The following is a 13,430-nucleotide window of genomic DNA, read 5'->3' as shown; positions in this document are numbered from 1 at the left end:
CATGATCAATGCGCAATTGCTGCAATCGATGGTCGATGCGTCCAATGACGGCATCGTGGTTGCCGAAAAGGAAGGCGACGACACCATCCTGATCTACGTGAACGCCGCTTTCGAATGCCTCACTGGCTACAGCCGTGACGAGATTCTCTATCAGGATTGCCGGTTCCTGCAGGGTGACGACCGTGACCAGCTTGGCCGCGCACGCATCCGCAAGGCCATGGCCGAGGGCCGCCCATGTCGCGAAGTGCTGCGCAACTATCGCAAGGATGGCAGCGCCTTCTGGAACGAGCTGTCGATCACGCCGGTGAAGAGCGACTTCGACCAGCGCACCTACTTCATCGGCATCCAGAAGGACGTCAGCCGCCAGGTCGAACTGGAACGGGAGCTGGCAGAACTGCGCGCTCGTCCGAAACCCGACGAACGCGCCTGAACCAAGTCCGCCACGCACGGTCAATTCCGTTGAAGAAATCGCCACCACCGAGTTCGATCATGCAAGCAGACGCGCTCCTGACCCAGGACGAGCTGGATTTCATACAGAACATGCAGCATTCGCCGCAACTTAACCTGGCTGACACCATGTCGAGCCTGCTGGTCAATGGCGACCGCCGCATACAAAGCTTGCTCACCCGGTTGGTGGCTAACGAGCAGGTGACCTTGCAGGCCCAGTTCAACAACCAGCAGATCAGTTTTCCCCTGCAGCTGGTAGAGGACGAGTTCCACGCCCTGCACCTGCAGCTGGGATCACCGGAAATCTACGAAGACGGCCCCATGCTGCGCCCATGGCGCTTGTCGCTGGACCAGCCGAGCGCACTGCTCGATGCCCATGACGAGGCAAGTGGCCTGTGGGTGCGCGAGATTTCCTTCAAAGGCGTGCTGCTGGAAGTCCGTGATTTGCCAACAGCCCCCGCCCGCTTCGAGCTGCGCTTCGCCCCGGGCGGCATCACCCCGATCGAACTGCATGGTGTGTTGGGCCGGCGCATCGGCACGGACCTGGCTGCCTACGACCTCGGCCAAAGCCCAGCCGAAGAAATCGAACGCCTGCGCGACTACATCCTCCAGGCCCACCGCCACGCCCACCCCGAACTGCACACTCAAGTATCGAGCTGACGGGCCAGAAACTGCCGCAAGCGCTGACGCATCACACTGCCCTGCGCGCCCAGGCAGGCTACAGGGCTGCCAGCCAGGCTGTCCTGTACCGCTTCCGCCGCTTCACCGGCCAGTAACAATGGGCATTCCAGCATCGATGCCAGGCGCTTGAAGTGCCGGGCGAGTTCTGCTGTGGGGGACTGATGGGAAAACAGCACCAGGGCGTCCGGCTTCAGCCGTTCGCAGACCAGCGCAAGCTCTTGCAGCGGCTGCCCGTTAGCCAGTGGGATCACGCGTGTTTCGTCGCTGCCCAGTATCAGGCTGGTTACCAGCAACTCAAGCTCATGGCACTGCCCCGGCAATGGCGCCAAGAGCACGGTGCGGCTACACGGCACACGGGCCAGCTGCAAGCGGGCGAAAACCCGACCGCGCAGGAACTGGTCATAGAACAGCCATTCGCTGGCCTGCCCATAGCCGCCTTGCCGAACGACCATGTCATGCCAAACCGGCATGAACACATCGGCGAAAACCTGGTCCAGGGTGCTGGCCGCGAACACCTCGTCATAGAGGCGATTCAGGCTCGCCACATCGAAGTGTTGTACCGCCAGGCGAATCTGGTTTTGCCAGCGCAGGCAGGCGTCCACCGCGCCGCCAGCCTGCCCGGAGAGCGCATTGTCGCGAGCGAGAATGCTGCCCACCTTGCTGACCGCCACGCCGCGCTCCAGCCAACCGAGGATACGGCGGATTTCATCGATATCAGCCAGGGAATACAGGCGGTGGCCACTGTCGGTACGGATGGGCTGGATCAGCCCATAACGGCGTTCCCAGGCGCGAAGGGTCACGGCGTTGACACCGGTCAAGCGTGACACTTCACGAATCGGAAACAGCTCCTGCTGCTCGAAACTCGCATCGATCACCGGTTTACGTCCCTGCTCGTTCATCTGCACGAAGTACCCTGAGTGCGTAAAAACTGTGCACATAGCTTACTACGACCGTGTCGGTCTGTTGGACCCACCGTTTGCCAGCTGATAGTTGCCGAGGAACGCAACTTCGCGATAATGCGTGCCCGATTCTTGCATGCACGACTGCGTCGCCCACCACCCCGGGCCACACAGCCAAAGGGCCAGCTACCCGCCAGCCCCGTTGCCAGGAGATACACAATGTCTACCCCACCCGTCACCCTCATGGTGTCGCGCCGCGCCGCCCATGGCCGCTACCAGGACCTGCTGGCCTGGCTGCACGAAGGCGAACAGCTGGCCACCGACTTCCCTGGCTACCTCGGCTCGGGCATCCTTGCCCCGCCCCGGGATGGCGACGAATTTCAGATCATCTTCCGCTTCAGCGACGAGCCGACGCTGCATGCCTGGGAGCACTCCGCCTCTCGCCGCGCATGGTTACAACGCGGCAACGGTCTGTTCGAACGCCCCAAAGAGGCGCGCGTTAGCGGTATCGACGACTGGTTCGGCACCAACACGGTGCGGAAACCGCCACGCTGGAAGCAGGCCGTGGCCATCTGGCTGGCGTTTTTCCCAGTTTCGCTGGCCTTCAACCTGCTGTTCGGCCATTGGTTGACGGCACTCGACCTCGTGCCCCGGGTACTGCTCAGCACCCTGGCCCTGACGCCGGTCATGGTGTACCTGTTCATCCCGCTGTCCACCCGCCTGCTAGCCAGTTGGCTGCATGCCTCCCCGGCCACTGCCGGCGCCTTGCGCAGCCGCTGAGGCCAGGCCATACAACAGGGAAACAGTTCGGGTATGCTGGGTGGCAACCAAAGGACAGACAAGTTGACCACCCCGAACATGAACAGCCCCATTCTCGTTACCGGAGCCAGCCAGCGCGTCGGGCTGGCCCTGGCCCTCGAACTGGCACAGGCCGGCCATACGGTGGTCAGTGCCAGCCGCAGCATCCAGCCGCAGGCAGCCCACCCCAACATCGTGCAGTTTCAGGCCGACCTGTGCCAGGCGGGCGACCGCCAGGCGCTGATCGATCACCTGCACGATCGTTACGACGGACTGCGCGCCATCATCCACAACGCCTCGCTATGGCTCGACGACGGCCTCGACAACCTCGAGACCATGTTCCGCCTGCACGTCGAAGCGCCCTACCACCTCAACCTGGCCCTGGGCGACCTGCTGGCCAAGGTGGAAAAGGCCGACATCATCCACATCTGCGACGAAACCTCCTCGCGCGGCAGTAAAAGCCACATCGGCTACGCCGCCACCAAGGCCGCGCTGCAGAACATGGTGCTGTCATTCGCCGAAAAATATGCGCCCAAGGTGCGTGTGAACGGTATCCTGCCCGGGCTGCTGATCCTCAAGGAAGGGGGTGACGACGCCTACCGCCAGCAAACCCTGAAAAAGGCCCTGCTGGAGTTCGAACCCGGCGCCGGCCCGCTGATCGAGACCGTCAAGTACCTGCTCGCCAGCCAGTACAGCACCGGCAGCCAGGTGGTCATCAACGGTGGCCGCCACCTGAAGAACCGCATGACTTGAGAGAAGACCATGACCCCACAGCAACAGCTCGAGCTCGAGGCCGCCGCGTTCCGGCGCCTGATCGAACACCTGCAAAAGCGCACCGATGTACAGAACATCGACCTGATGAACCTGTCCGGTTTCTGCCGCAACTGCCTGTCCAAGTGGTACAAGGCCGCCGCTGACGAGCGTCAGCTGGACCTGAGCCTGGATGATGCCCGCGAAGCGGTGTACGGCATGCCCTACGCCGAGTGGAAAGCCCAATACCAGAAAGAAGCCAGCGCCGAACAACAAGCGGCGTTCGAAAAAGGAAAACCTCGTGACTGACCTGAATACCCTGCGCGCAAGCCTGGCCAGCGGCCAACATGTATTTGCCGATACCTTGGCGTTCATTGCCGACAACTACAGCTACCAGCCGCAGGCCTTCAACAACGGCGGCGTAGAGAATGCGGCAGGGCAGAACGAAGGTTCGTGCAAAACCCTGGGCCTGGCCTTGCTTGAAGGGCTGAGCGACCAGGAAGCACTGCTGGCCTTCGGCGAACACTACCGTGATGTGCTGGCCACGCCTGAGGGCAGCGACCATGGCAACATCCGTGCACTGATCAAACACGGTCTGGCGGGTGTGAAGTTTGCTGCGCAACCGCTTGCGCGCAAGGCTTGAGATTGCCGGGGCCGCTTTGCGGCCCCACGATCCCGCGCCCACCCTCAATCCATGATGGTGCCAGGCCCCCCGCCTTCCAGCCTCCCCTGCCGCAACCACTGCAAGGCCACCGGCCACAGGCTTTCGCGAAACCGGTCATGGAAAAACGCGAAATGGCCAATTTCCTCGGCCGAGATATCCACAGGTGCAATGCGCAGGTGCTTTCGCTCGGCCCCCTGTAGATAACCCAACAAACGCTCGGTCGCCGCCACGGTCCCGAAAGGGTCGTCCGTCAGACTGATGGCCAGCGTCGTCGCACGCACCTGGGCGAACGGTAGCGCCGCCAACGCCCGCCCGCTGGGGCGGTGCTCATAACGTGGGGTACGCGTGCTCCAGTCGTGCACCACGCCGGACGGCGTGTCTTCCAGCCAACCCAGGCGCTTGCCGGGAAAATAGCCGAATACCCGGGTCAGCAGCGGCATGACCACATGCCACTTGCCGAACAGCTGCCAGCGCTGGTTGGCCGCGTAGTCGCGCCAGTAGGCGAACTGCGCGCCAACCATCACGACCCGACGGATCTGGCCAGCCGACGGTGCCAGGCCTACTGCACAACCGCCGAAACTGTGCCCCACCACGTCCACCGGCTGACCTGGAAAATGCGCTGCCGCATGCGCCAGCATGGCTTCGAAATCCAGCCGGCCCCAGTCGCTCCAGGAGGCCTGGAAACCACGCAGCGACGCCGGCCGGGATTCGCCGATGCCACGGTAGTCGTAGGTCAGCACATCGCAGCCGTGGGCGAACAGGTAGTCGGCAAAGCGGGCGTAATAGCGGCAGCGTACCGAAGTGGCAGCGTTGATGATCACCAGCGGGCGCTGGGGGTCAGGTTGGGCGTGGCGCCAGCAGAAGCCGCCGAGGCGGTAGCCGTCGGCCGCGGGGTGGCGAAATGGGGTAGCAGGTTGGGTGAGGCTACTCATGGCGCATTCCCTGTCGTTGTGCGCCAAAACTAGCAAATATTTTGTAGCCTGTACCGGCCTCTTCGCGGGTGAACCCGCTCCTACAGGGGTGGAGACCTGTAGGAGCGGGTTCACCCGCGAAGAGGCCGGTACAGGCTTACCCGATTACAGCTCGACGCAGTCGAACTTCACATCGGTGGCCACGTCTTCGTCGTAGTTGACGTCAGCGCGCTCGAAGCCGAACAGGTTGAGGAACTGCTTCTTGTAACCGGCATAGTCGGTCAGCTCGAACAGGTTCTCGGTGGTCACCTGTGGCCACAGGGCCTTGCAGGCGTTTTGCACGTCGTCACGCAGTTCCCAGTCGTCCAGGCGCAGGCGCCCCTTCTCGTCGACCTCTGCCGGCGCACCGTCGGTACGGTACATACGGTCGCGGTACATGCGGTCGAGCTGGTCCTGGGTGCCTTCGTGAACACCTTTCTCCTGCATGATCTTGAAGACCATCGACAGGTACAGTGGCATCACCGGGATGGCCGAGCTGGCCTGGGTAACCACCGACTTGAGCACCGCCACATTGGCGCCGCCTTTCACTTCACCGGCCAGCTTCTGGTTCAGACGCAGGGCGGTTTCGTCCAGGTCCTGCTTGGCCTGGCCCAGTGCACCGTGCCAGTAGATCGGCCAGGTGATATCGCTGCCGATATAGCTGAAGGCCACGGTGCGAGCGCCTTCGGCCAGTACATTGGCGCCAGCCAGCGCATCGATCCACAGCTGCCAGTCCTGGCCACCCATGACGGTGACGGTGTCGGCAATTTCCTGCTCGGTGGCCGGCTCGACGCTGGCCTCGATGATGGTGTCCTTGTTGGTGTCGATGGCGGTCGACTTGTATGGCTGGCCGATCGGCTTGAGTGCCGAGCGAATGACTTCACCGGTCTGCGGCAGCTTGCGCACGGGCGAAGCCAGCGAGTAGATGACCAGGTCGACCTTGCCACCCATTTCGTTCTTGATCAGCTCGATGACCTTGGCGCGGGCTTCGTCGGAGAAGGCGTCACCGTTGATCGACTTGCTGTACAGGCCCTCGGCCTTGGCGAACTTGTCGAAGGCGGCAGCGTTGTACCAGCCAGCAGTGCCGGCCTTGGTCTCGGTGCCTGGTTTTTCGAAGAACACGCCCAGGGTGTCGGCCTTGAAGCCGAAGGCCGCCGTGATGCGGGCAGCCAGGCCGTAGCCGCTGGAAGCACCGATGACCAGGACCTTCTTCGGGCCATCCTCGCGTACGCCCAGCTTGCGGGTGGCTTCGATCTGGTCACGGACGTTGAGCTCGCAGCCCTTCGGGTGAGTCGTGGTGCAGATGAAACCGCGAACCTTAGGATGAATGATGGCCAATGTCTGTACCTCGTCAGGTTTATGCCAGGAAAGCGCCGCTTGGGGCGATTCCGATTGATCAGAGGGTGAGACTACCCCCGCAGGTTATCCGACACATATTACGGGGTGATCAGAGGGATGCAAAACCAGAGTTCGTCTGTGCAGGAGGGTCATGGCTGCAGGAAATCCAGATTGGCTGGTGAGAACGCCAGCCACCCATTGATTTGCTTTTCACATCAATCAGAAAGAAAAACAAACTTAACAAATAAGCCAATCCCGCCGATGCTGGCGGCACTACGCCCATTGCACGGAGAACAACAACATGAACGACGTGGTGATCGTCGCCGCAACCCGTACCGCCATCGGCAGCTTCCAGGGCGCCTTGGCCACTGTGCCTGCGGTTGACCTCGGCGCCGCCGTGATCAAGCAACTGCTGAAACAAACCGGGCTGGACCCGGCGCAGGTCGACGAAGTCATCCTCGGCCAAGTGCTCACTGCCGGTGCCGGTCAGAACCCGGCACGCCAGGCAGCGATCAAGGCTGGCCTGCCCTTCAGCGTACCGGCCCTGACCCTGAACAAGGTCTGCGGCTCGGGCCTCAAGGCCCTGCACCTGGCCGCCCAGGCGATCCGCTGTGGCGATGCCGAGGTGGTGATTGCCGGTGGCCAGGAGAACATGAGCCTAGCCCCCTACGTGATGCCCTCGGCCCGCACCGGCCAACGCATGGGCCATGGCCAACTGATCGACAGCATGATCACGGACGGCCTGTGGGATGCCTTCAATGACTACCACATGGGCATCACTGCCGAAAACCTGGTGGACAAGTACGGCCTCAGCCGTGAGCAGCAGGATGCCTTTGCTGCCGAATCGCAGCGCAAGGCAGTGGCAGCGATCGAGGCCGGCCGTTTCGACGCTGAAATCACCCCCATCGTGCTGCCGCAGAAGAAGGGAGAGCCCAAGGTTTTTGCCCGTGACGAGCAACCACGCACGGACACCACCGCCGAGTCCCTGGCCAAACTGCGTCCGGCCTTCAAGAAGGACGGCAGCGTCACCGCAGGCAATGCCTCCAGCCTGAACGACGGCGCCGCCGCCGTGCTTTTGATGAGCGCAGCGAAGGCCGAGGCTTTGGGCTTGCAGGTACTGGCGAAGATCGCCGCCTACGCCAGTGCCGGGGTAGACCCCGCGATCATGGGCATTGGTCCGGTTTCGGCGACCCAGCGTTGCCTGGACAAGGCCGGTTGGCAACTGGCCGAACTGGACCTGATCGAAGCCAACGAAGCCTTTGCCGCCCAGGCGCTGGCCGTGGGCAATGCGCTGGCATGGGATGCCGCGCGGGTTAACGTCAATGGAGGGGCGATTGCCCTGGGCCACCCGATTGGTGCTTCCGGGTGCAGGGTGCTGGTGACCCTGTTGCACGAGATGATCAAACGGGATGCCAAGAAAGGCCTGGCGACCTTGTGCATTGGTGGTGGACAAGGGGTGGCGCTGGCCATCGAGCGCTGATTGATTCAAGCAGGCCCGGCCTCTTCGCGGGTAAACCCGCTCCTACACTGATCGGTGGCGGACACACATCGGTGATCGGGCGCAGGCCGCGTGTAGGAGCGGGTTCACCCGCGAAAGGGCCGGGCCTGCTGGCCAATTTCCACCCGCCGTTCACCGTTGCAGCTGCCACCGCATTCGCGGGTAAACCCGCTCCTACCACTGATCGGTGGCGGACACACATCGGTGATCGGGCGCAGGCCGCGTGTAGGAGCGGGTTCACCCGCGAAAGGGCCGGGCCTGCTGGCCAATTTCCACCAGCCGTTCACCGTTGCAGCTGCCACCGTATTCGCGGGTAAACCCGCTCCTATGTATGGACTCGCCCACACTGTCTAGCTGCTTTTTTGAACATAGGAACCCGGTTGCATCTATGTATCAGGCCTGTTCGAGGAAGCTTTTTGCTTCTGGCCAACATCGTGGTGAGCTCGCAGTGTGCCGTTTACATGGAGGCCACTATCAGGCCTGTAGGAGCGGAGGCATCGGTCTGCGACGGTCTTACCTAGGGTCAATGTTCACTAGCAGGGGTTGGAGCGCCTAGCGCCCCGGTGGCATTACCCGGTTGGTCAGAGGCTCATAGCCGCCTCCGGTTTTTCGTTCGGTTTGCGTTGGTAAACCTGATCGCTCTGTAACAGGGCCCAGATAATCCGCAGATTTCGATTAGCCAGCCTGATCGCCGCCTCCTTGCGCCCAAGGCGGGATAGCCAGCGCAAGAGGCGGCGATCATCTGGCTGATCGGAATCAGGCCTTAACTGACTCAAGACAGCATGCGCGCCCTGGATCATCAGGCTGCGTATGTAGCCGTCACCGCGCTTGCTCATCTTGCCCAATCTGATTTTGTTTCCGCTGCTGTGCTGATCGGGCACGATACCGAAGAAGGCGGAATACATTCGGCCACTGGCGAAGCGGCTGGGGTCGGTCTGTTTCGCCACGATCGCCGTGGCAATGATAGGGCCGACGCCGCGAATGGTGATCAGTCGCTGAGCGACTTTATCCTCTTGGGCAGTCGCTTCGAGCCGGCGGCTCAGCGCCGTTATGCGTTCACCTAGAGACAACCAGTCCATCAGCAACTCATCGAGCAACTCGCGCAACAGGTCGGGTAGAGGCAAGGAAGCATCCTCAAGCGCCTGAGGCACATGCTTATTGATCGCGGCATCGCCCTGGGGCATGGATACGCCATGCTCGAGTAGCAAACCACGGATCTGATTACCCAGCGCGGTATGTCGCTTGATGTTACCGCGCCGGATACGGTGCAGCGCTTGAATAGCCAGTGCTGTGGTGCTCTTGATCGGTATCGAAGCGATGCTCGTATCGCGACCGGCACGCAAAATGGCATAGCAGTCGTTACGATCGTTCTTAGCACCGCTGCGATGTTCGGCGACACGTTGCGCCGGCAGGATGCGAACCGGATTACCTTTGGCCTGCAGCAGTCTGGCCCAGGCTTGTGCACCTGGACCGCACTCCATCAAGACGGCCACGGTCGTTGGCAGCCTGAGCAGGAAATCGTGGAACGCTTGGCGGGATTTGATGCGATCTTCGTAGATCACCCGACCAGTAGCGTCCTCGCCTGCTAATTGGAAGACCTGTTTGGCCAGGTCTACGCAGATGGTTGTGCAAAGCTCCACATCAGTGGAAGACAGGGAATCGTGTTTCGAACTATGCTTTTTCATGGTCTCGCCCTCGCTGCCGTTGGCTTCTTCGAACACCACCGTGGCACTGTGATGCCTCGGCGGGGGCGAGTCCATCGATTACTGGTGGTGGACACTCATCGGTGATCGGGCGCAGGCCGTCGTAGGAGCGGGTTTACCCGCGAAGAGGCCGGCACAGGCAGCATCTGATCAAGCCGCGGCTCGGTCCTGCTCCAGCGACGCGGCCAGCACCGCCACTTCCTGGCACTTCTGCACGGCCAGTTCCACTGGACTCTCCAGCAACGAACAAGCCGGCGCCAACCACAGCCGCTCACCCAAGCGTTCATGGGCTTCGTGCAGCAGCCCCAAGGTCTTGCCCAGATCGCAAGGCGAGGCGTTGCGACCGTCGACCAGGCCCAGCGACAGTACCTTGTAGGCCGGCAGGCGATCGAGAATGGTCTGGTACTGCTCGGGCGCCTGAACCAGATCGACGTGCAGGCCATCGACCGGCAGGTTGGCGGCCAGGCCGAGGTTGCCTTCCAGGCCGCCGAAGTACGTGGCGATCAGCTTCTTCAACGGTGCGCGTTGAAGGATGTTGTAGACACGTTCATAGGCGTTTTTCCAGTCCTGGGGCAGCGCCTGAGCGAGGATGGGTTCATCGATCTGCACCCATTCAACGCCCAGCGCGGCCAGGCGGTTGAGGAGCTGGTCATACACGGGCAGCAGGCGGTCAAGCAGCTCCAGCTTGTCGAAGTCACCGCCCAGGGTCTGGCCCTGCCACAGATAGGTCAAGGGGCCGATCACCACCGGCTTGACTGCAAGGCCCAGGGCCTTGGCGTGCTCCACTTCTTCGAACAGTGGTTCCCAGTTCAGAACGAACGGCTGATCGCCTGCGCTAAGCACGTGGCTGTCCCAGGCGAAGTCACCGACCGGCACCAGCTCGATGCCGGCGTCTTTCTGCACCTGCCAATGGCGAGCACGCAGCTCGCGGTCACGGCCGATGTGTGGAAAGCCCAGGTTATGTGCCAGTGCCATGTCTTGTCCCTTCAGCATGCTTGAATGAATGAGGGGGATTCTCCGGCTGGCGGGGTATTGAGACAAACTCATTAAATTTGAGATGAACCCAAGAAATCTTCATGATCATACTGTCATGATCTTCACGCCCCCATGTCTCATTCAGATCACCACCTTGCGCATCCGGACATGACCCAGCTCGCCTTCTGCCGCACAATGCCACCCTGACCACACCAGGTGCCCGGCCAATATGAGCCTGCTGAAAACCGCCCTGCGCGAACAGAACTTCGTCTGCGTAATGGAGTTCGTCCCCAAGCCTTCCGCAGAACGCTTTGCCGCCATGGAAGCGATCATGGCCCGTACGCACCTGTGCGGCTGGCCCATGACCGTGGCCATCGGTGATCGTGTCGGCAGCCCGCTGGACATGTCACCGCTGGACGCCCTCGCCTCGTTCAGCAACCCGGTGCCCGCCCTGCCGCATTTTTCAGGCAAGGATCGCGAACGCCACCACCTGCTCGCCCAACTGCAGCGCATGGACGCCGCCGGCCTCGACCAGCTGTTACTGCTGACTGGCGACCGCCTGCCCGGCCATGAACCAGGCCAGCGCCCGGTGCGTTATCTGGAATCGGTCGCCGCCCTGCAGGTTGCCCGCCAGGCCTGCCCGCACTGGCTGCTGGGCGCGGCGCTGAACCCGTTCAAGTACCACGAGGAAGAAGGCGGCGCCCAGTACTTCAAGGCCGAGAAAAAGCTGGCAGCGGGGGCTGACTTCCTCACCTTGCAGCTGGGCTTCGATGCCGCCAAGCATCAGGAAGCCATACACTGGATGCGCCGTCAGGCCTCACCCAAGCCCATGCTGGCCTGCCTCATGAGCCTCACCCACGGGCGCGCGGCGATGCTCGACCACGTGGCCGGCGTCACTGTCACGCCATCCATGCGCGACATGCTCGAAGCGGAGACGGCGCAGTCCAAGGCCTTTGCCCAGGCGCGCAGTGTTGACCGCCTGGCCTTGCAGATTATCGGTACAAAGCTGATGGGCTACGCCGGTGTGCACCTGTCAGGGGTTCACACGCTCGAACAGCTGCTGGCCCTGGAGACCCGTATCGAGTACTGGCAAACCCAGGTTCAGTCCCTGGAGCAATGGGCACCGGCCTGGCACGCCAGCTGGCAGATGCCTGGCCTGCCGGCGGTGACCTTCCATCCGCCACAGGCTGGCTGGCGCCTGGACGAGTCACGGGTCGATGCCTCATTCAAGGAAAAAGCCCGCTATCATCTGATGCATGGCATGCACGCACTGCTGTTCAGCCGGCGCAACAGCCTGAGCAAGGCCTTCGGCTGGGCGGTGCGCCAGCCTCTGTGGGGTACACGCGTCGGCGCACACGTGCTGCACACGCTGGAGCGCAGTGTGAAGCGCCCGCTGGTGGGTTGCGACACCTGCGGCCGTTGCCGCCTGGAAGACACCTTGTATATCTGCCCGGAAACCTGCCCTAAAGGCCTGGCCAATGGCCCTTGCGGCGGAACCGCCCTGAACCGCTGCGAGTTCGGCGACCGCGAGTGCATCCACAGCGTCAAGTACCGCACCGCCAAAGCAGTGCGGCAAACCGCTGTGCTGACCGAACGCCTGATCCCGTGCATCGAGGTCGAAACCCGCCACCGCAGCTCATGGCCGCAGTGGTTCGCAGGGCAGGCGCCGCAGCGGCTCAGCCCGCAGCCATTGCCTCGAAGCCAGCCCGAATCGTAGCCTCGGGCAGTTCATCGGCAATGAACACCATCACGCTCTCGCGCGCTTCGCCTGCAGCCCACTCGGCGTCCCAGTCGAAGCCATAAAGCTTGAGCACGCCCTGAAACACCAGCTTGCGCTCCTCGCCGGCAATGTTCAGCACGCCCTTGTAGCGCAGCAGCTGTTTGCCGTGGGTTTCCAGCAGCTCGTTCATGAAGCTGCTGAGGCGGTCGATATCCAGCGGGGCTTCGGTACGCAGCACCATCGTGGAGATACGGTCCGGGGTGGCAGGCTTGAGCACCGGTCGCAACATCGGTTTCAGGTTCACCCCAAGGTCAGGGTTGAGGTTGAAACCTCGCACATCCAGTAACTCAGCCAGGTCGATGCAGCCGTGTTCGACCACACGGATCGCAGCCCTGCTATTGATGCGGGCCAGGCGTTCGCGCAGGGCTTCAACAGCAGCCGGCTCGACCAGGTCAGTCTTGCTCAGCAGCAGACGATCGGCAAAGCCGACCTGAGCCTGAGCGATGGTCTGGGTCAGGTGCAGTTCGGCATGCGCGGCATCGACAAGGGTGATGATGCCGTCGAGGATGTAGCGCTCACGCAGCTCCTCGTCGATGAAGAACGTTTGCGCTACCGGCGCCGGGTCGGCCAGGCCGGTGCATTCGATCACCAGGCGATCGAAGGCGATTTCCCCGGCATCCAGGCGTTCAAGCAGCAGGTACAGCGCGCGAGTCAGGTCGCCATGGATGCTGCAGCATACACACCCGTTGGCCAAGGTCATGACCTGCACCGGCTGGTCCCCCAGCAGTTGGCTGTCGATGCCGGCCTCGCTGAATTCGTTTTCGATCACGGCGAGCTTCAGGCCATGCTCGGCCTTGAGCATGTGCTTGAGCAAGGTGGTCTTGCCGGCACCGAGGAAGCCTGTAAGGACGGTTACGGGAATGGGCGTCTGCACGCAAAATACTCCTGAATCTGAAAATGACTGTGGGAGCCGGTTACCCAGGCTCCCACAGGTTTACACGTACCGC

14 protein-coding genes are annotated in these 13,430 nt (G+C 62.3%); 8 read left to right on the top strand and 6 right to left on the bottom strand.

The features are described 5' to 3' along the window. Position 1 precedes the first annotated feature (1 nt). Together C4Q27_RS16160 and C4Q27_RS16155 are read left to right on the top strand one after the other, a co-directional pair. On the top strand, positions 2 to 430 hold the full coding sequence (locus C4Q27_RS16160; RefSeq protein ID WP_014592344.1) for a PAS sensor domain-containing protein: 429 nt from the start codon (positions 2 to 4) through the stop codon (positions 428 to 430). 59 nt (positions 431 to 489) lie between these two features. After that, positions 490 to 1,107, top strand: coding sequence for a hypothetical protein (locus C4Q27_RS16155; RefSeq protein WP_064491632.1), 618 nt, complete (start codon positions 490 to 492; stop codon positions 1,105 to 1,107). On the opposite strand, the gene C4Q27_RS16150 is transcribed toward C4Q27_RS16155, so the two are convergent. Continuing rightward, positions 1,092 to 2,027 (bottom strand): MerR family transcriptional regulator, encoded by a 936-nt coding sequence (locus tag C4Q27_RS16150; protein WP_041167076.1) that lies wholly within the window; start codon positions 2,025 to 2,027, stop codon positions 1,092 to 1,094. The genes C4Q27_RS16155 and C4Q27_RS16150 overlap by 16 nt on opposite strands. Positions 2,028 to 2,246: 219 nt before the next feature. Between C4Q27_RS16150 and C4Q27_RS16145 the strand changes: the two genes are divergently transcribed. Genes C4Q27_RS16145 through C4Q27_RS16130 form a run of 4 tightly spaced genes read left to right on the top strand, consistent with a single transcriptional unit; the run spans position 2,247 to position 4,218 of the window. Further along, positions 2,247 to 2,807 (top strand): hypothetical protein, encoded by a 561-nt coding sequence (locus C4Q27_RS16145; RefSeq protein WP_064491633.1) that lies wholly within the window; start codon positions 2,247 to 2,249, stop codon positions 2,805 to 2,807. A gap of 33 nt (positions 2,808 to 2,840) precedes the next feature. Then, the gene (gene folM / locus C4Q27_RS16140; RefSeq protein ID WP_010955293.1) at positions 2,841 to 3,578 is read left to right on the top strand and encodes a dihydromonapterin reductase; all 738 of its coding nucleotides are present in this window, start codon (positions 2,841 to 2,843) and stop codon (positions 3,576 to 3,578) included. Between the two features lie 9 nt (positions 3,579 to 3,587). Then, complete coding sequence (locus C4Q27_RS16135; RefSeq protein WP_158666133.1) at positions 3,588 to 3,884, top strand: DUF1244 domain-containing protein; 297 nt, start codon at positions 3,588 to 3,590, stop codon at positions 3,882 to 3,884. Then, a complete protein-coding gene (locus C4Q27_RS16130) occupies positions 3,877 to 4,218 on the top strand; it encodes a HopJ type III effector protein (protein WP_014592347.1) in 342 nt (113 codons plus the stop codon). The genes C4Q27_RS16135 and C4Q27_RS16130 overlap by 8 nt, the downstream gene beginning before the upstream one ends. A gap of 44 nt (positions 4,219 to 4,262) precedes the next feature. Here the strand turns inward: C4Q27_RS16130 and C4Q27_RS16125 are convergent, their stop codons facing one another. Together C4Q27_RS16125 and fabV are read right to left on the bottom strand one after the other, a co-directional pair. After that, on the bottom strand, positions 4,263 to 5,171 hold the full coding sequence (locus C4Q27_RS16125) for an alpha/beta fold hydrolase (protein ID WP_104887061.1): 909 nt from the start codon (positions 5,169 to 5,171) through the stop codon (positions 4,263 to 4,265). Positions 5,172 to 5,315: 144 nt separating this feature from the next. After that, positions 5,316 to 6,527, bottom strand: a complete 1,212-nt coding sequence (fabV, locus tag C4Q27_RS16120) for an enoyl-ACP reductase FabV (RefSeq protein WP_104887060.1) — start codon at positions 6,525 to 6,527, stop codon at positions 5,316 to 5,318. A gap of 301 nt (positions 6,528 to 6,828) precedes the next feature. Here fabV and C4Q27_RS16115 point away from each other — a divergent pair, with 301 nt between their 5' ends. Then, positions 6,829 to 8,007: an acetyl-CoA C-acetyltransferase gene (locus C4Q27_RS16115; RefSeq protein WP_104887059.1), complete on the top strand. Its 1,179-nt coding sequence runs from the start codon at positions 6,829 to 6,831 to the stop codon at positions 8,005 to 8,007. 599 nt (positions 8,008 to 8,606) lie between these two features. Here the strand turns inward: C4Q27_RS16115 and C4Q27_RS16110 are convergent. Both C4Q27_RS16110 and C4Q27_RS16105 read right to left on the bottom strand, forming a co-directional pair. Continuing rightward, positions 8,607 to 9,665, bottom strand: coding sequence for an IS110-like element ISPpu11 family transposase (locus tag C4Q27_RS16110; protein WP_104887826.1), 1,059 nt, complete (start codon positions 9,663 to 9,665; stop codon positions 8,607 to 8,609). 213 nt (positions 9,666 to 9,878) lie between these two features. Then, the gene (locus tag C4Q27_RS16105) at positions 9,879 to 10,703 is read right to left on the bottom strand and encodes a 5-methyltetrahydropteroyltriglutamate--homocysteine methyltransferase (protein ID WP_104887058.1); all 825 of its coding nucleotides are present in this window, start codon (positions 10,701 to 10,703) and stop codon (positions 9,879 to 9,881) included. A gap of 229 nt (positions 10,704 to 10,932) precedes the next feature. Between C4Q27_RS16105 and C4Q27_RS16100 the strand changes: the two genes are divergently transcribed. Beyond that, a complete protein-coding gene (locus C4Q27_RS16100) occupies positions 10,933 to 12,420 on the top strand; it encodes a methylenetetrahydrofolate reductase C-terminal domain-containing protein (protein WP_104887057.1) in 1,488 nt (495 codons plus the stop codon). Here C4Q27_RS16100 and yjiA read toward each other — a convergent pair. Further along, positions 12,380 to 13,357: a GTPase gene (yjiA, locus tag C4Q27_RS16095; protein ID WP_064491637.1), complete on the bottom strand. Its 978-nt coding sequence runs from the start codon at positions 13,355 to 13,357 to the stop codon at positions 12,380 to 12,382. The two genes, C4Q27_RS16100 and yjiA, sit on opposite strands and share 41 nt — an antisense overlap. Positions 13,358 to 13,430: the final 73 nt, after the last annotated feature.

Source organism: Pseudomonas sp. SWI36, assembly GCF_002948105.1.
In the GTDB taxonomy this organism is placed as follows: domain Bacteria; phylum Pseudomonadota; class Gammaproteobacteria; order Pseudomonadales; family Pseudomonadaceae; genus Aquipseudomonas; species Aquipseudomonas alloputida.
Note: the sequence above shows the minus strand (reverse complement) of the source record. Positions and strands in the feature narration are given on the sequence as shown.